This is a genomic window from Enterococcus sp. AZ188, assembly GCF_050544075.1.
GTDB lineage: Bacteria > Bacillota > Bacilli > Lactobacillales > Enterococcaceae > Enterococcus_D > Enterococcus_D entomosocium.
In genome coordinates, this window is the sequence record NZ_CP172943.1 from 426,645 (window position 1) to 443,597 (window position 16,953).

Here is a 16,953-nt window from a genome sequence, read left to right on the forward strand (position 1 = left end):
AGTAAAGTAAGGAGCGACTATGAAATTTTTTACGTCTGATACCCATTATTTTCATGCAGCCTTGCTCGGGGACAATGACTTTGCCCCACGCCCCTTTGAGACAGTGACGCAAATGCATGAAACGATGATCGCCAGCTGGAATGAGGTGGTTGCGGATAAAGATGTCGTTTATCATTTAGGGGATGTCGCGATGCACCCTGATTACGAAGCGGGCTTTCCAGAAATTGCGGCGCTGTTAGCACAGCTGCAGGGCAAAATCGTTTTTATCAAAGGCAATCATGATACCCGGGCTTTCTTTGCGTACTTGCGCAAGCATGATCCTGGTTGTTTGGGAGCCCAAAAGTATGCGTTTGAAGATGTCGGTGTCTTGCTGAAGTTTGCTCACCAGCAATTTTTACTGACCCATTATCCTATGCTGCTGGGGATCACCAAAAACAGCCGCAATCTGCATGGGCATATCCATCATCACAGTGTGCCAATCGCTGAGAATCTCAACGTAGGAGTCGATGCGCCGGAATTGGCGTTTCTGCCGCAGCCGCGTCCCTTCGGTCGACCAGTTTCCGAAAATGAACTGGCGGTGCTGTATCATGCAAAACAACAAGAACTTGCCAAGCTAGCTCGTTAACAGATAACAAGAAAAGCAAGCATCCAAACAGATTCGGGTGGCTTGCTTTTTTTGTGATGACTTTGACAGCAAGCTTTGATTAAGGAAATTTTTTTGATAAAAATAAACTTTATATGTAAAAAATAATCGATTCCAAGAGTTATTATTTGATGGATATTTAAGAAATGTGTATGCTTTAAGTAGAAAGCAGTAAAGGAGGTTGCCAATGCGTAAGATTTCTAAAGTGATTTTTATCATCGGATTACTTTTACTCTTACTTGTCTTTTATTTTGGGATCATCGCCAATCAGCAAGCGGCTTCATTGCCTGTTTACTTGATTCCTTTGGATGAATATCCTTGGGTCGGATCTTCCATGAGTATGCTGCTCTTTTGGTTATCTGTTGGCTTTGCTATTTTTACAGTGATCGCACTCTTTGTCGTTTTGTTTTATCCAAAACGCTCAGACCGCTTGATCATTCCCCATAAGACAGGCGATTTAGTGATTCAGAAGAAGGCGTTAGAGCATTTTGTGCTCGAGCGGGTGAAACAAGCAGATTTCATCCATCAGCCATCGGTAAAAATCAAAATCGTCAAGAATAAAGTAGCGGTAAAAATCGATGGAGAAATGAAACAAACAGCAGCCATCCCGCAAAAACAAGAAGCTTTGGTTGGTGAGATCAGCAGCAGTCTGCAGCAGCTTTTCGGTATCGAAAGCAATATCCAAACGGAAGTTGTTTTAAAAGATACGCAAGAAACGCCAGCAGCCCATGACCAACCGCGTGTAGTTTAGGAGGAACAGGTATGAGTGAATGGTTCTACCACTATAAGATCCCGCTTATCTTTGCAGGTTTCGGTTTGATCCTAGCGATCCTGTTTCTAACGATCGGCTTTTTGAAAACCATACTGCTGGTGCTATTTACGGCACTAGGTACGTATCTGGGATTTTATCTCAAAGAAGTCGGATTCTTTGAACAATTTCAAAGACCGCGCCGTTAACTTTGGTAACATTATTAGTTTAATTTATATCAAGATTATAGTAGGAGGAATGTACGATGGAAAACCAAACAAAACCAACAACAGGTGTTAAAGGAGAATTAACTTACGAAGATAAAGTGATTCAAAAAATCGTAGGCATTGCATTAGAATCTGTAGACGGACTCTTAACAGTCGATGGCGGTTTCTTCTCAAATATTGCAGGTAAATTAGTCAACACCGATGATGTGACTTCAGGGATCAACGTTGAAGTTGGGAAAAAACAAGTGGCAGTCGATCTTGATATCGTTGCAGAATATGGCAGCGACATGACCACGATTTACGACCAAATCAAAGAGGTTGTTTCAACACAAGTCAACAAAATGACGAATTTAGAAGTCATCGAAGTAAACGTGAATGTAGCAGATGTCAAAACACGTGAACAATTCGAAAAAGACTCTGAAACAGTTCAAGACAAAGTAAGCAGTGCGGCAGAAACAACTGGCGACTTTGCGTCAAAACAAACACGTAAAGCCAAAGGTGCCTTCAACCGGACAACGACGCGTATTCAAGAAAACAACGAACCACGCGTTCAATAATAACAAGATAAGCAAAAGACTAGCTTCGGCTAGTCTTTTTTTGTCCCACAAAAGGTGTATTTTTGCAGCTTCAGCCGATCAGAACATCAAAGCCAAAAGCTCCAATAATGGATTCCTTCTGCTTGAAAGACATCGTTAGGATAGCTTTTCTCATAATGGGCTTTTTCGGGGGAATCATTAGGATCGAATACTTGAATCGTTCCTTCTTTGTTCAAAGCCAATACCATAATATGTCCGGATGTCGTAAAGGTTCCTGCTTGAACCGAGACCACAACGGGGATGCCTTGTGTCATTTTCTCATAGGCAGCCTCAAATGAATCCCCTAAATCGGCAAATTGGTAACCAAAAGCTTCGGCAAACTGAGGAAAGATTTGCCAACTCGTTCCTTGTTTGGGAAGATAAAATTGATCGCCAGCCCACTCCAATAGTTTGTCAGGATTCGGCGGACGATCTGTCCAAAAAGAATCGATCATAGCTAAAGAAGCAATAGCGCATCCGTTTGCCGCAAACGTATTTTGCTCTTCTCCATATCCATACGTGTTATTGCCCCAGCGTTGATCGGTTTGTACAATCAACGGCACTTGCTGCGTGTCTGCCATCGCTTGTTGAATCGCTTGATTGGCTTGGCGAGTGAACTGTTTTGAGACAAGCGCTGTCTGATCAAACGCAGCATCCCTGACCTGATCAATCACGTAATGAATGACAAAAACACCACCGATGAGAAAAAGCAGCAGTGCAAGGCTCTTTTCTTTCTTCCCATCATTTCTCCTCGTTTTCGATATCCTTGTGTGCAATCGCATGAAATGCCCCTCCTCGTAAAGTAATATCTAAGAGAAGTATAGTCTTTTTCTAATAAGAGCATTTCTGCATTTCCTGAAGAATTTCATACGATTTTATGACAACCACCATTTGAAAAGTAAGTTGTTACTGTTTGGACAGCTGTCGATGACAGACACAAAAGCAGCGCTTCCTCTATTTGGCTGAGTGGGTGGAATAACGAACAGCAACTTCTCTCCAGATGTCTTTTCTAAAAAAGGAATTTTTAAGAAAAGACAGCAAACAGTGAACTTTTTTGTGTTTTGTTGTATAATGCAAATTACTGAAAAGTTGCGACCTTCAAATCGTAGATGATTTCAGAATCTATAATTGAAATGATGGTGAAACGATCATGTCTAACGAAAACACCCGTGTGGTGGTTGGAATGAGTGGCGGGGTAGACTCGTCAGTAACAGCACTTTTGCTGAAAGAACAAGGGTATGATGTTGTCGGGATCTTTATGAAAAATTGGGATGATACCGATGAAAACGGTGTTTGTACCGCAACAGAAGACTACAAAGACGTAGCCAAAGTGGCTGCGCAAATCGGGATTCCTTATTATTCAGTGAATTTCGAAAAAGAATACTGGGACCGTGTATTTGAATATTTTCTTGCAGAATACCGTGCCGGACGGACGCCAAATCCAGATGTCATGTGTAACAAGGAAATCAAGTTCAAAGCCTTTTTGGATTATGCGATGGATCTTGGTGCCGATTATGTAGCAACTGGCCATTATGCGCAAGTGACTGTTGATGAAAACGGCGTGACTCATATGTTACGAGGCGTGGATAACAACAAAGATCAAACGTATTTCTTAAGCCAATTGTCACAAGAACAATTGAGCAAAACCATGTTCCCATTAGGTGGCATGGAAAAATCAGAAGTACGAGCGATCGCTGAACGGGCAGGTCTAGCAACAGCCAAGAAAAAAGATTCCACTGGTGTCTGCTTTATCGGAGAAAAGAATTTCAAACAATTTTTGAGTAATTACTTGCCAGCGAAAAAAGGCAATATGGTTACATTAGATGGTGAAGTCAAAGGACAACACGATGGCTTGATGTACTACACCATTGGACAACGTCAAGGCTTAGGCATTGGCGGCGGCGGTGCCACTCAAGAACCATGGTTTGTAGTTGGAAAAGACCTAGCCACTAACACCCTGTATGTAGGGCAAGGATTCCATCATCCCGCATTGTATGCAGATCGCTTGGAAGCAAGCCAAATCCACTTTACTACAGAACAAGACCGCGGAACGGAATTTTCATGCACAGCAAAATTCCGCTACCGTCAACAAGATGTACCGGTAACGGTGCGTCTATTAGATGGAGATCGAGCAGAAGTGATTTTTGACGAACCAGTACGCGCCATCACTCCTGGACAAGCAGTCGTTTTTTATGACGGGATGGAATGCTTGGGCGGCGGTTTGATCGATGCAGCCTACAAAGAAGCCAAAGAATTACAATATGTTTAACCACTAACACAATCAGCCCTAGCTAAGAACACTGAACCAATCAGTTGTACTTAGCTAGGGCTTTTTTTCTTTGTACCAACGAATGTTTTGCGTAATCAAGAGAACCAAAAAAATAGGTAGCCGTTTATTCTTTGATCTTGAAAAGGTGGATCTTTTCGCTAAATGCAGCGACTTGTGCAGGATCGATCGTACCGTTTGTTTTCGAAAGCGCATTAGACATGCCACAAGCCATCGAATAGATCAATGCTTGTTCCATTGGATACTGTTTATTCAATGCAACAGCCATACCACCAACGGTTGAATCACCACAACCAGTCGTATTAACGATGGCGATTTTAGGGATCTCGATCTTAAAAAAAGTCGACTGGTGTTTAACGATTGCCCCATCGCCGCCTTGAGAAACCATGACGGTGTCGATCCCTTCGAAGAGAGTGCTCTCTAAGACAGAGAAAATGTCTTGCGATGAATGCAATTTTTGACCCATTAGTTCTTCTAATTCCTGTTGATTTGGTTTAATAAAATTCGGACGAGCATTCGTTTGAGTCAAACAATTTTTTAGTTGTTTCCCAGCTATATCCATGAGAATCGGGACTTGTTCACCTAATGATTGACGAATGAATTGAAGCAACTGATCGTGAAAGTGTCCATTATCAGAATTTACTGATCCAGAAATACAGACGACCGTGATGGGGTGTTGTTCAATTATTGCTGCAAGGTGTTGGTAAAAAAGTTGTTCGTTTTCCTCCGACAGATAAAGTCCTTTTTCTACTAGCTCTGTATGGGTGTTACCGTCATGCATGATCGTGATCGCATTGCGAGAATTGCCATCGATGGTGAGGAAATCCAATACATAACGTTCTTCGGCTAGTAAAGAATCAAGGATCGTTTTGCCTACAGGTCCACCTAAAATACCTGTCAATAAAACGGCTTCCCCAGATTGTGCGATGACTCTGCCAGCATTGATGCCTTTTCCTCCAATTGATGTATGTGGGTTATCTACCCGATTTACTTGATCCAATTTTAGCGAAGGAACAAGATAGTTGTAGTCCATGGAAGGGTTCATTGTGATGGTTAAAATCATTTTTGTTCCTCCTTGAGGATCTCTGTAAAGGAACGATAATAGTCAAAAGTAGTCTCAGAAAGTTTATCATCAGTGATCAAATAGTCGATATCTGAAAGCGAGTAGAAGGTATAAACGTCAGAGCGATTAAACTTGGAACTATCTGCAACGATGCATTTTTTGCGGGAATGTTTGAATGCGACTCGTTGAATCGAACCTTCAACAAGATTTGCAGTGGTAATATTATTTTCAAAAATCCCATTTGTAGCAGCAAAAGCGATATCGATATTTAGATTTTCAAAACTCTTCTCTGCTGTTTCCCCATAAAATTCTTCCGTCGTGCGGGAAAATTCTCCACCGGTCAATAAGACACGATAGTCTGTGTTGTAAATCAAATAATTAAAAGCAAGTAAACTATTTGTGATCACGAATAAGTTTGCTTTTTTTAGTTCAGGTAAAGCGTGGAGCATCGTAGTTCCCGCACCGATATAGATAGTATCGTTGTCTGATATGATACTGTTCATTACTTTTCCGATGAATTTCTTTTCGGCAACGTTCGTATCGATTTTTTCTTGAGTAGAAAGCTCGTGTTCGATTTTTTCGAGTTTTTGTGCGCCACCATAGATTTTTACCAATAAAGATTGATTCGCTAACTCTGTAATATCTCTACGAATGGTCATATCGGAAACGTCTAATGTTTTGGCTATTTCTGCAATGGATAAGTAATCGTGTTGATTCACTAGCGCTAGAATTTTTTCTTGCCGTTCTTTCTTTAACATAGTTTCACCTCTGGTTGATTAACGATTTTTTTTAAGTTTCTTTTTTATCGGTGTTCTTTATACATTAATTAATAGCATTTACTTTTGGAAAAAGCAAGGAAAAATGTTCATCTTTGTTAAAGTTTGGTAGTTTCGTGTATTGGTGAAAGGAATCAGTTTGAAAAAAATACCAAAAGAAAGCGTTGACAAGAAAAATTAACTATTGTATATTTACATTGTAAAACACATTTTAACAAACTTTAACAATATTTATCATTTAAGTTGAACAAGGAGGAAGAATTGTGGGCTATACGAGCATGTTTGATGAAAGGTTAATTTTTCTCGATGTGGAAGGAGAGGAGTTGAAAGAACTATTTGAAGAAATAGCCAAACGATTACAGCAACAAGGTTTTGTGAATGAACAGTATCTAGAAGGATTACTAGCAAGAGAACAAGCCTTTCCAACTGGACTGATTACACAGTATTTGAATATTGGCTTGCCTCATTCAGAACCAGCGTATGTCGAAAAGCCTTTTATTGCGATCGTGCGTCTGAAAAACGAGGTGAAGATGAAGCAAATGGGCGACAGTCAAGAAATGCAGGTCAAGGATCTCTTTTTTCTAGGAATCAAAGAACCAAAAGAGCAAGTCGGCTTACTGCAATCGTTAATGGCATTATTTATGGATGAAGGATTTGTAAAGGCATTCATTGAAACACAAGAAGTGCAGGCAATTTATCAGCTAGTTACACAGTATACAAAATAAAATTTTTGGAGGAATTTAAGATGAAAAGAAGATTGATCGTAGCATGTGGAAGTGGGGTTGCAACAAGTCAAACGATCGCAAGTAAAATTGCTGGAATGCTTGAAGATGACGGAATCGATTTCCCCGTTGAAGCAGTTGATTACAAGTCGATCCAAAATGAATTGCCGTCGACAGGAATTTATGTGTATGTTGCTCAGCCAGATGATGAAGTATTGGAAAAAGCCGCTGAGCTAGGTGTACACGTTTTTGCTGGGATTCCGTTTCTTACCGGTATGGGTATGGATACGATTTATGAAGAAATCAAAGAATTGATTGGCTAGTACAAAACATCCTATCAAAAGAAAGAAGTGAAAAAAATGCAAGTATTTCAAGACATTATCAATTATATCTTAGGTTTAGGTTCCGCTATTTTTGTGCCGCTAATCATTTTAATCCTAGGCTTGGTTGCAGGGATGAAATTCAAAAAAGCCTTTATGTCTGCAATCACGTTAGGTATTGCTTTTACTGGGATGTCTATGGTCATTGGCTTTATGTCAAATGCAGTTAGTCCAGCTTCCGAAGCATTGGCAAAAAATACTGGCTTGAACTTGCCTGCGCTAGATTTAGGGTGGACAGGAGCGGCAAGTATCACCTGGTCATGGTCCTATGCATTTGTTTTCTTTGCCGTCGTTCTTAGCGTGAATTTTGTCATGTTGATTTTGAACTGGACCAAGACGTTGAATGTCGATATGTGGAATGTATGGGGCAAAGCGCTGACTGCCTATCTGGTCTACTTTATCAGTGGAAGTTTACTTGCTGGGTTTATCACCGCCATCGTACAGGTTATCTTGGAACTTAAAATGGGGGATATGTTCCAACGCCACATTGAGGATTTGACTGGTATTCCTTTAGTAACAGTGACCCACTTGATGAATATTTCAGCAGTGCTTTTATTACCGATCAATGTGATTATGGATAAAATTCCTTTCTTTAATCGACGGGCCGATACCAAAGCCTTAAAAAAGAAAATCGGTATCTTCTCTGAAAATTCGGTGATGGGCTTTCTCATTGGTTTGGGCTTGGGATTAGCTGCAGCTTATGGCGTGTCAGGCTCATTGAACTTAGCTATTCAAATCGCGACTGCAATGGCTTTGTTCCCAATGATCTCAAAAATGTTTATGCAGTCTCTCTCACCACTGGCTGATGCAATGTCGGAAATGATGAAAAAACGCTTTAAAGATCGGGAAGTTTACATTGGGTTAGATTGGCCCGTATTAGCTGGTCGCTCTGAGATTTGGGTCACTGCTATCTTGTTGGTACCTGTCTTTATTGGCTATGCTATCATCTTGCCGGGAAATGCTGTGTTGCCTTTAGCAGGAATCATTAACTATTCGATCGCAGTAGGTGGATTATTGCTCACCGGCGGAAACTTGGTTCGTATGCTGATCATGGGGGTTATTTCGATGCCAATCTATCTATATGCAGCTACGTATTTGACGCCGATCCTAACGGGCTTAGCAGATCGAACCGGCGCAGTAGAAGGAATACAAAAAGGGCAGCAAATCACTTGGTCTTCGATCGAAGGACCAGAATTTCGAATTTTATTTGCAGAAGCGTTTAAAGGAAACATCTTGGGTATCGTCGGTTCCGTTGTGTTTATCGCAATGTTTGTCTGGTTGTATAAATATATGAGCAAGGTAAAAGTACCAAGTCAAAGATATGAAGAACAAGGGACCCAATCGACGCAAGTTCGTGCGACGAATGGCTAATATTTTCAAAAAGGAAAGGACGACAGGAATGGGAAAGAGCGAAAAAATAAAATGGCAATTGCTTCTTTTTCTAGCAATTGGCTGCTATCTCTTAGCTTTGGTGACACAACAGTACCTATTTAATGTCGTAGCGATTGGTCTAGCAGTCTGTGTATACAAATATGGCAGTCCAGTACTTTTTAAAGAATACGATGAACGAAAAAAGAAAAAAGAGGAAGAAGCAGCTAAAGTAAGGGAAGCTGTACAAACAATCTTACGCAACAAAACGTTTGAAAAATAAAAAAGGTGGTCTTGAATATGTCAGATGGACGGATGATTTTTGAAAGAGAACGGGAAGATTTAGCACGAATCGTAAAATTGATTTTTACCCGGAAGAATACAAATGTTGCAGGCGGTAATTTTTCTTTTAAAACAACCGATGAAACTGGAAAAGAATACATTATTATGACACCAACTATGATGTCAGAAGCCTATTTAGGAGAGGTCTCACCAGCCCAGATTTTAGTCGTTGAGCCTCATACGAGAACAGTGATTGATGGGGTTGGTCAGCTGACACGAGAAATCAACTTACACGAAGCGGTTTATGATACGAATCCAGCGATAAAAGCAGTCTTACATGCCCATTCTCCTCACTCGATGTTTTGGGCAACCGCCGGATTGGATATGCCTAACTTAACAGAAGCGACCCAAAAAATTGGCTATATTCCTGTACTAGACTTTGAACCTAATTGCTCACCAGAATTAGCAGAATTAGTTTCTGATTACATGAAAAAAGAACAACTCGCCTTACCGAATATGTTGCTCCTCAACAGTCATGGGGTACTGATCAGTGCGCCAGGAGCATCTGGCATCGAAGCAATCCATAAAGCTTTGCAAATACTAGATACCACGGAATGGAATGCGGAAATTGCCTATAAGCAAACGATTTTTCAATCTTTAGGCTTGTTAGATGGTTTTTACTCCAAAGGGAGACAAGTAGGAACACTTGAAGACTTGAAAAAACATACACCGATTTATAATAAAGAAGAAATTTTTGCTGGTGGTGATTAGCCAGCAAGTAATCATCTTTTTCGATTGATAAAAATCCAAGAACATTCGTTTACGAGTTCTTGGATTTTATTTTTTTATTCAAAATATGCTATAATTTAGTCAGAAAATTAATGTTTTTGATGCATTGGCATTTTTAAAAGAAAGGGGGAGGGGCATGAATCGTACAAGAGCCAACCTCATGAAATGAGGGGACGTTAGTGCCGTAGGGGTGGTAATGCTTCATCAGAATCAGGTCATTTCAAGCCAAATCAACGAACTTGCCTTAGCCGTACTATTTGGTTTAGTAGGGTATTTGATTGTTTTAAAAAGTTCTACTTTTTGTCCGCTCAGATTGCGGAGCATTCCGATCAGTATAACCAAGCAGAAGTCAAGTGAGGCAAAATTGCGGGAGTTGTCGCCTTCTATATTGCTCTGATCAATTTGATTTTGGTCTTTGTGTGAGTGTAGCGGAAAAAAATGCCAAAAGAAATCTTTGACGGAAAATGGTTTGCTTTGGTCATGATCGATCATCAAACTCGGCTTGATGTGCTTGAAAAAAGCGGTAATACTGCTGGACACTAGCTAACTGCGTCCACTTCCGAACATCGACAGGTGTTTGATCCAAATCATAGATTTTGGCTTCCTTTAAAGATAAAACGAAAGGACTATGGGTAGCAATAATGAATTGGCACTGTTCATAGCGGACAAAATCTTCCAGTAACTGCACTAGTTCCAGCTGGCGATCAGCAGAAAGGGAATTTTCTGGTTCATCTAATAAGTAAAGACTGTTGGGACGAATTTTTTCTTGAAAGAAGCGAAAGGCACTTTCACCATTGGAATATTCTCGGACGTTGTCGATCAAGTGCTTGCGGGTGAATTTGGACTGTGTGTTGGATCGTGCGAGATTGATTTTCTTCAATTCATGGTAATCGTCAAAACCTGTGAAACGAAAGTCCGCATACTTTGCTTGGTAGTATTCTTGAAACACTTCTTCTCGGCGATGATCGATCCCTTGATTTAAGTTTCGAATATCAAGCATGAAGTCAAAGACGTCATCGCTGGTCAATAGCACTTTTTCTTGCGGTTCGTCGTTGCTACGAGCAGAACAGTAGGATAGATAGTCCTCGAAAAAATTCGACCGATTATACGCAGCAAAGCGCTGCGCGTGGATCTTTTCGGCAATCACGTTCAATGCAGTGGTTTTGCCAGAACCATTGCCGCCATATAAAATCGTGATTGGTTCAAAATCGATCTGCTGAAAACGGCGGGCACTGAGAATCTGAAAAGGGTAGTAAGAATCATAGACAGTCCGTTGGATAGAAAGGAAAAAATCAAACTCGGTTTCTTGATCGGGAAAAGTGATTTGTTCGAGATACATGGGGCACCTCCTGGCAGTTTCATGGTTGCCATTATTGTAGCATATCCATCACAGATAAATTTTTTTTTGCGAGGTTAAAATAAATCTTGTTTGATATTTTTTTAATCTTTTCCTGTTATATTCACAACAGGAAACTTCTGTGCTAGACTATAAGGGCATAGAAATGATGTAATCTTAAGCAACCGATAAAACGTACAAAAAAACGAAGGTTTAATGAATTCTTTAAGCGATGTTTAAATGCTGAAACTTATTCCTTGCAAGTTTAAGTAAAAGTGACTAATATGGGGAAGGAATCGTGAAAGGAGCAATGGAATGTATCAAGTAGTAGTCATGTATGGGGACAATGAACCGTGGTGGTTTTTTGAGGGATGGCAGTCAGATATTCAAGAGGCGTTCACATTTGCAACTTTCAGCGAGGCGCAGTCATTTTATGAACAAAAATGGCAAGAAATCAGAGAAGAGTATTCGTACATAAATGCAAAATCAAACTTTATGACGGCTTTTTGGAATGAAGAAGACGAACGCTGGTGCGAAGAATGCGACGATTACCTCCAACAATATATTGGACTGGCATTGCTCAAAGAATATCAGCAAGTCGTCGACGAAAGCAGGAAAGATTTTTATGAAACAACTAATTCTAGCGGAAAAGCCAAGCGTTGCCAAAGACCTCAGCAAAGTTTTGGGCTGTGAGCAAAAACATAAAAATTATTACGAAGGACCCAAGGCGATCGTTACTTGGGCCCTTGGTCATTTATTGGGCTTGAAAATGCCTGAAGATTTAAACAAAGAGTGGGCATCATGGCAGATGGAAACGTTACCGATGATCCCTAAGTCCATCGGGATCAAGCCGTTGCCAAAAACCGGTCATCAACTAAAAGCCATCAAACAATTGGCTCAAAGAAAAGATGTCGGGGAAGTCGTGATCGCTACCGATGCGGGAAGAGAAGGGGAGCTAGTCGCTCGCTGGATTTTGGAGTGGGTTCGTTTTGACAAACCAGTCAAACGTTTGTGGATTTCTTCGCAAACCCCTAAAGCCATCAAAGAAGGCTTTGCAAAATTGCAGTCAGCCAAGCACTACGACAATCTTTACTACTCCGCCCTTGCGCGGGCAAAAGCCGACTGGCTGGTAGGGTTGAATGTCACGCGGGCATTGACGGTCAAATATCAAGACAATCTTAGTGCGGGTCGGGTCCAAACCCCTACCTTAGCTTTGGTGCGCAGTCAGGAAATGCAAATAGAGAGTTTCCGTCCGCAAACCTATCATGTGATTACCCTAAACGTAGGCGATGCCAAGGCCCGCCTGCAGCAAAAAAATCCCTATCAACTAAAAGAACGCAGCGACGCCGAAGCATTGGTCAAGCAAATGAGTCAACAAAATGGTCGCGTGACAGCGATCGAAGAAAAGGTCAAAACAGAAAGTGCACCATTGCCCTACGATTTGACCGAGATCCAACGAGAAGCCAATCAGCGTTATGGATTTTCAGCCAAGAAGACCTTGTCGCTTGTTCAAAGCTTGTATGAAACCCATAAAATCGTCACTTACCCAAGGACGGATTCCAAGTATTTGACTAATGATATGAAGGCAACCATGAAGGAACGCCTGCAGGCAGTTGCGGATTTTGCCCCAGAAGTCAAAGGATACTTGAAAAATGGCGGACAAGTGGTGCAGCAAGCTGTCTTCAATGATAAAAAAGTTACCGATCACCATGCCCTATTGCCAACGGAACAGCGGGCACGTTATGAAAAATTAACTACCGATGAACAACGGATCTATCAAATGATCGTTAGTCGTTTCTTAATGCTCTTTGCGAAACCCCATAAAAAGCAGCAGCAGAAAGTGACCGTGACCTTTGGTTCAGAAACCTTTGTATTCAACCGCAATACCGTGTTAGAAGCGGGATGGAAAACGACTTCTGAAGAAGAAACCAGTGACATAGCTTGGCAAAAAGGCAGTACCGTCAAGCCTGAGTTCACCATCCAGAAAGAGTTGACCACACCACCGAAACCGTTGAATGAAGGAACTCTTTTAGGTAAAATGGAAAAACATAGTCTCGGTACGCCGGCAACCCGTGCGGAGATCATTGAAAAGCTGATCAAATCTGAGCTGATGGAGCGGACCCCAAGCGGCTTGCAAGTATCGCCAAAAGGCAAGCAGTTGTTAGTCTTAGTCAATCCTTCCTTGGTGACACCAGAGTTGACGGAAAAATGGGAGAAGGAACTGGAAGCCATTGCGAAAGGCACCTATTCTGCCCAAACCTTCCTCGCACAAATCGAAGCAGACACCAAACAACTGGTCAAAGAAATCAAGCAAAGCGAAAGCAAGTACCAAGATTTCTCATTGACCCAAAAACGGTGTCCAGAATGCGGCGAACCATTGCGGGAGAAAAATACCCGTGATGGCAAGATCTATGTTTGTTCTAGTGGCACCTGCAAGTACCGTCGTCGGAAAGACCCGAAAGTTTCAAACCGACGTTGCCCGCAATGTCACCGAAAGATGGAGATCATTGAGGGCAAAAATGGCGCCTATTTCCGCTGTAAATTCGATGGGACCACCGAAAAAATGGCGGATAAAAAAGAGCGCAGCAAAAAGCTGTCGAAACACGAAGAACGCCGCTTGATGAATAAAATCAATCAAGAAGAACCGCAAGAAAGCCCATTAGCAGCTGCTTTAAAAGCTGCTATGGAGAAGAAATAACTGAATGAGGTAGAAAATAAAAAAGAGTGAGGACGATTTTGCTGTCCCTCACTCTTTTTTTGTATCCATTCATTCAACTAGGCATTTTTTTGACGGTATTCTTTCGGTGAGATACTTTCTTTCTTCTTGAACAAAAAGGAAAAATAATTTGGGTCATTATAGCCAACATCAAAGGCGATCTCAGATAGCCGTAGATTTGTCGTTAACAGCAGTTCCTTAGCTAAGGTCAATCGTTGCTCGGTCAAGTATTCGATAAACGTAGAATCAGTGGCTTGCGAGAAGATGGTGCTGAAGTGCGCCGGACTCAAATGAACTTTTTCAGCAACTACATTTAAGGAAATATTGGGATCAGAAAAGTGCTCACTGATAAAGGCTTTGGCTTGATTGATGACGCTTTGATATTTCGCCATTGCAGGATTGATGGGTTGTTTGGTCAATAGCGGCAACAGTTCTGCCAGAGTCGTTTGATAGTTCTCTGGCTCATGGGTCAATGCCGCTAGATAGTCTAAGTCATGGGCGTGCTGAACGATCTGGGGCAGCGAATGACTGTCTTTTTTCTGCAATAATGCCAGCAATTCGACCAAGACGAACAAACGGTACATTTGCGTTCGCTCAACGGTCCCTTGAGGCGCCATCAATTCATCGGTCAGCTCAGGGATCGTCTGTTTCCCAGCATTTGCCAGTCTTGAAGCAAGATCGGTTTTGAAAGGATTGGTGGGGGACAGTTCCCCTTCCCGAATGTCATCTTCATAGCTGATGATTTTTTCCTTGCGGATGCTGCCATAGGTTTTTAGCATGTCACGAGCTTTCTGATAAGAAAGAGGGATGCCCGAGAAACGATCTGCTATAGGTCCGATCGCCACTGCCACTTCTTCCCCAGAACCATGAACGAGGCTTTGAGCGATCTGATAGGCTTTTTCTAAAACTTGTTCTCGGTCATGGTCAAAAAGTAAAAACTTGATGAAGCGGCTAGAGACACTGGAGAACAAGACGGCATCATCTTGCTCATAGGCTTTGGTCAGCTGCTGGCTAAAGCGAGTGTAGTCAGAAAAACTTTGATTGAAGGGGGTTTTTGCTAACAGCACACAAAACTGTTTGCCTGAAAAGCGCCGTCCCAGTTCTTCTGCTTGCAAAAAAGCTTCTGAGATCGTGATCTTTTGTTTAAAGAGATGATTCAGAAAGTGATTTTTTTTGATTTCCATTTCGAATAAATCGTCTTCTTTGGATAATTGCTGATGGGTGGTTTGTTGTTCATCTAAGTGTTGAACGACGGTTTTGATGGCTTGTTCTAATTCTTCGTTTTTGATGGGCTTGAGTAAGTAATCGTCTGCTTGCAGCTGCAGTGCCGTTTTTGCATAGTCAAAATCATCAAAGCCGCTAACAAAAATAATGCGAACTTGCGGCAATAATTTTTTGGCTTCTTTCGCAAAGACCAAGCCATCCATAAACGGCATTTTGATATCGCTGATAATAATATCCGGACGCAGATCAAGGATCGAAGCCAGCGCCAATTCGCCATCGGCGGCTTCATCGCTATAAACGATCGGGTATTGTTTGGCAAGAGTCATGATTTGGTGACGCAAACTATCGCGAATCAGATGTTCATCTTCAACTATGAACACTTTGTACATGGTTGGGTTCCTCCCTTTTTGGTACTGTGACGGTAATCGTGGTGCCTTCTTGGTATTGACTGTGGATCGTCAGTTGCGCTTCGCTGCCGTAGTTCAGCTGGAGACGGCGATAGACGTTATATAGGCCATAGCCGCTCTCAGAGGCGGGATCAGTGGTTTCTTTAAGGTTACGACGAATCTCCTCCAAACGGTCAGGGTCGATCCCAATGCCGTTGTCACTGATGGTCATTTGAATCTGGTGAGGCAATTCTGACACTGTGATTCGAATCATGCCGACGCGACGGACAAACTTGGTGCCATGATAAACGGCGTTTTCAACTAGGGGCTGCAGGACCATTTTCAAAACCTGCAGTTCTGGACTGACGGTTTGATCTTCGATGGTGTAAGACAGCATCCTACCATAGCGAATCTGCAAAATCTTCAAGTAATCGCCCACATGCCGCAATTCTTTTTCCAAAGGAATCCAGTCTTGCCCTTTGCTTAAGGAGATACGGAAAAAATCCGACAACGCATAGGTCATTTCCGTTGCTTGCTCGTAACGGGCAGCTTCAATCAAAGAAACGATCGCATCTAAACTATTATAGATGAAATGTGGGGTAATCTGGGCTTGTAAGACCCGCACCTCACTTTGGGCTAAGTGATACTGCTTCAAGGCATTTTCTTCCAAGAGCCGGGTCAAGTCATCTGCCATTCGATTCAAGCTACTCGTCAAGGTCCGCAGCTCTGGGGTTTCTGGCAGTTCTGCTCGGTAGCTCAAATGTCCTTGGGATAGTTCGTTAGAAAGATCTAATAACCGATCCAATGGGTCTTGCAGATTGTCCCGAACAAAGCGCCGGTTTTTATTGATGATAGCAAAGATGATCAAAAGCAACACGACTTGAAAAAGGATCAGTAACAATACCGATTGGACTAGTTCGTGATTGGTTTGGCTGGCTAAACTGATCTCTACCCCGACGAATTGCTGCAAAATATCGGATAGCAAATCGATCACCGAATCCACTTGGATCATGACGTATTGGTTTTTTTCCACCGGCTCATCCTTGAGAATATTGTCGATCAACTGTTGCTGATAGGTTTCTAAAGAATCGAGCGTCCGAAAGGCGACCGCTAAAATATTGAGCTCTTTCGCAGTGCTGGTATTTTCTTGGATGTGTTGCAGGTCGCTTCTCAATTCCTCAATTACATTGGTTTCTTGGACTTGTTCGACGGTTTTTTGGCCAAAGACTAAGTCCCACATCTCCTCCAAGACAATGGCATCGACTTTTTCCGATAGTTGATTGGCTTCTTCAATATTGTTGATGGTATTTTGGTAAATGAAAATCTGCCGCGAGTAAAACACACTGCTTAGTACGAGGGGAATAAAGGCGACGAGGATCATCAGTTTATTCGTCTGTTGAAAGATGCCCTTGATACTTTTTGTTTTCATCT

Annotated in this window: 18 protein-coding genes; 12 read left to right on the forward strand and 6 right to left on the reverse strand. The window is 41.9% G+C overall.

Annotated features, from left to right (window positions below):
* The first annotated feature begins 19 nt into the window (after nt 1-19).
* The 4 genes from IGI86_RS02030 (at nt 20) to IGI86_RS02045 (ending at nt 2,175) form a co-directional block, all read left to right on the forward strand.
* On the forward strand, nt 20-625 hold the full coding sequence (locus IGI86_RS02030) for a metallophosphoesterase (RefSeq protein WP_430617690.1): 606 nt from the start codon (nt 20-22) through the stop codon (nt 623-625).
* 205 nt (nt 626-830) lie between these two features.
* The gene (gene amaP / locus IGI86_RS02035) at nt 831-1,394 is read left to right on the forward strand and encodes an alkaline shock response membrane anchor protein AmaP (RefSeq protein WP_005232260.1); all 564 of its coding nucleotides are present in this window, start codon (nt 831-833) and stop codon (nt 1,392-1,394) included.
* A gap of 11 nt (nt 1,395-1,405) precedes the next feature.
* Nucleotides 1,406-1,600, forward strand: a complete 195-nt coding sequence (locus tag IGI86_RS02040) for a DUF2273 domain-containing protein (protein ID WP_005232259.1) — start codon at nt 1,406-1,408, stop codon at nt 1,598-1,600.
* A 56-nt stretch (nt 1,601-1,656) separates the two neighbouring features.
* Nucleotides 1,657-2,175 (forward strand): Asp23/Gls24 family envelope stress response protein, encoded by a 519-nt coding sequence (locus tag IGI86_RS02045; protein ID WP_005232258.1) that lies wholly within the window; start codon nt 1,657-1,659, stop codon nt 2,173-2,175.
* Between the two features lie 86 nt (nt 2,176-2,261).
* Here IGI86_RS02045 and IGI86_RS02050 read toward each other — a convergent pair whose 3' ends face one another.
* Nucleotides 2,262-2,975, reverse strand: coding sequence for a C39 family peptidase (locus tag IGI86_RS02050; RefSeq protein ID WP_429961689.1), 714 nt, complete (start codon nt 2,973-2,975; stop codon nt 2,262-2,264).
* Between the two features lie 368 nt (nt 2,976-3,343).
* Between IGI86_RS02050 and mnmA the strand changes: the two genes are divergently transcribed.
* Complete coding sequence (gene mnmA, locus IGI86_RS02055) at nt 3,344-4,462, forward strand: tRNA 2-thiouridine(34) synthase MnmA (protein WP_026008140.1); 1,119 nt, start codon at nt 3,344-3,346, stop codon at nt 4,460-4,462.
* A 124-nt stretch (nt 4,463-4,586) separates the two neighbouring features.
* On the opposite strand, the gene IGI86_RS02060 is transcribed toward mnmA, so the two are convergent.
* Both IGI86_RS02060 and IGI86_RS02065 read right to left on the reverse strand, forming a co-directional pair.
* Nucleotides 4,587-5,543: a 1-phosphofructokinase family hexose kinase gene (locus IGI86_RS02060; RefSeq protein WP_430617691.1), complete on the reverse strand. Its 957-nt coding sequence runs from the start codon at nt 5,541-5,543 to the stop codon at nt 4,587-4,589.
* Nucleotides 5,540-6,301, reverse strand: a complete 762-nt coding sequence (locus IGI86_RS02065; RefSeq protein WP_008376158.1) for a DeoR/GlpR family DNA-binding transcription regulator — start codon at nt 6,299-6,301, stop codon at nt 5,540-5,542. The genes IGI86_RS02060 and IGI86_RS02065 overlap by 4 nt, the downstream gene beginning before the upstream one ends.
* 281 nt (nt 6,302-6,582) lie before the next feature.
* Between IGI86_RS02065 and IGI86_RS02070 the strand changes: the two genes are divergently transcribed.
* The 5 genes from IGI86_RS02070 to IGI86_RS02090 are packed head-to-tail and all read left to right on the forward strand — an operon-like array spanning nt 6,583 to nt 9,842.
* Nucleotides 6,583-7,044: a PTS sugar transporter subunit IIA gene (locus IGI86_RS02070; protein ID WP_429961691.1), complete on the forward strand. Its 462-nt coding sequence runs from the start codon at nt 6,583-6,585 to the stop codon at nt 7,042-7,044.
* Nucleotides 7,045-7,064: 20 nt separating this feature from the next.
* Nucleotides 7,065-7,364 carry a PTS sugar transporter subunit IIB gene (locus IGI86_RS02075; protein ID WP_005227245.1) on the forward strand — a complete coding sequence of 100 codons (300 nt, stop codon included), beginning with the start codon at nt 7,065-7,067 and terminating at the stop codon, nt 7,362-7,364.
* Nucleotides 7,365-7,400: 36 nt separating this feature from the next.
* The gene (locus IGI86_RS02080) at nt 7,401-8,792 is read left to right on the forward strand and encodes a PTS galactitol transporter subunit IIC (RefSeq protein ID WP_430617692.1); all 1,392 of its coding nucleotides are present in this window, start codon (nt 7,401-7,403) and stop codon (nt 8,790-8,792) included.
* A gap of 28 nt (nt 8,793-8,820) precedes the next feature.
* The gene (locus tag IGI86_RS02085; RefSeq protein WP_008376154.1) at nt 8,821-9,072 is read left to right on the forward strand and encodes a hypothetical protein; all 252 of its coding nucleotides are present in this window, start codon (nt 8,821-8,823) and stop codon (nt 9,070-9,072) included.
* Nucleotides 9,073-9,089: 17 nt separating this feature from the next.
* Nucleotides 9,090-9,842, forward strand: a complete 753-nt coding sequence (locus tag IGI86_RS02090; protein WP_061053679.1) for a class II aldolase/adducin family protein — start codon at nt 9,090-9,092, stop codon at nt 9,840-9,842.
* A gap of 496 nt (nt 9,843-10,338) precedes the next feature.
* On the opposite strand, the gene IGI86_RS02095 is transcribed toward IGI86_RS02090, so the two are convergent.
* The gene (locus IGI86_RS02095) at nt 10,339-11,199 is read right to left on the reverse strand and encodes an AAA family ATPase (protein WP_429947001.1); all 861 of its coding nucleotides are present in this window, start codon (nt 11,197-11,199) and stop codon (nt 10,339-10,341) included.
* 312 nt (nt 11,200-11,511) lie between these two features.
* On the opposite strand from IGI86_RS02095, the gene IGI86_RS02100 reads away from it, so the two are divergent.
* Nucleotides 11,512-11,889 (forward strand): DUF1033 family protein, encoded by a 378-nt coding sequence (locus tag IGI86_RS02100; RefSeq protein ID WP_005227251.1) that lies wholly within the window; start codon nt 11,512-11,514, stop codon nt 11,887-11,889.
* Nucleotides 11,822-13,894: a DNA topoisomerase III gene (locus IGI86_RS02105; protein ID WP_005232250.1), complete on the forward strand. Its 2,073-nt coding sequence runs from the start codon at nt 11,822-11,824 to the stop codon at nt 13,892-13,894. The genes IGI86_RS02100 and IGI86_RS02105 overlap by 68 nt, the downstream gene beginning before the upstream one ends.
* Before the next feature lie 77 nt (nt 13,895-13,971).
* Here IGI86_RS02105 and IGI86_RS02110 read toward each other — a convergent pair whose 3' ends face one another.
* Together IGI86_RS02110 and IGI86_RS02115 are read right to left on the reverse strand one after the other, a co-directional pair.
* Nucleotides 13,972-15,525, reverse strand: coding sequence for a response regulator (locus tag IGI86_RS02110; RefSeq protein WP_430617693.1), 1,554 nt, complete (start codon nt 15,523-15,525; stop codon nt 13,972-13,974).
* Nucleotides 15,503-16,951, reverse strand: coding sequence for a sensor histidine kinase (locus IGI86_RS02115; RefSeq protein ID WP_430617694.1), 1,449 nt, complete (start codon nt 16,949-16,951; stop codon nt 15,503-15,505). The genes IGI86_RS02110 and IGI86_RS02115 overlap by 23 nt, the downstream gene beginning before the upstream one ends.
* Between the last annotated feature and the right edge of the window lie 2 nt (nt 16,952-16,953).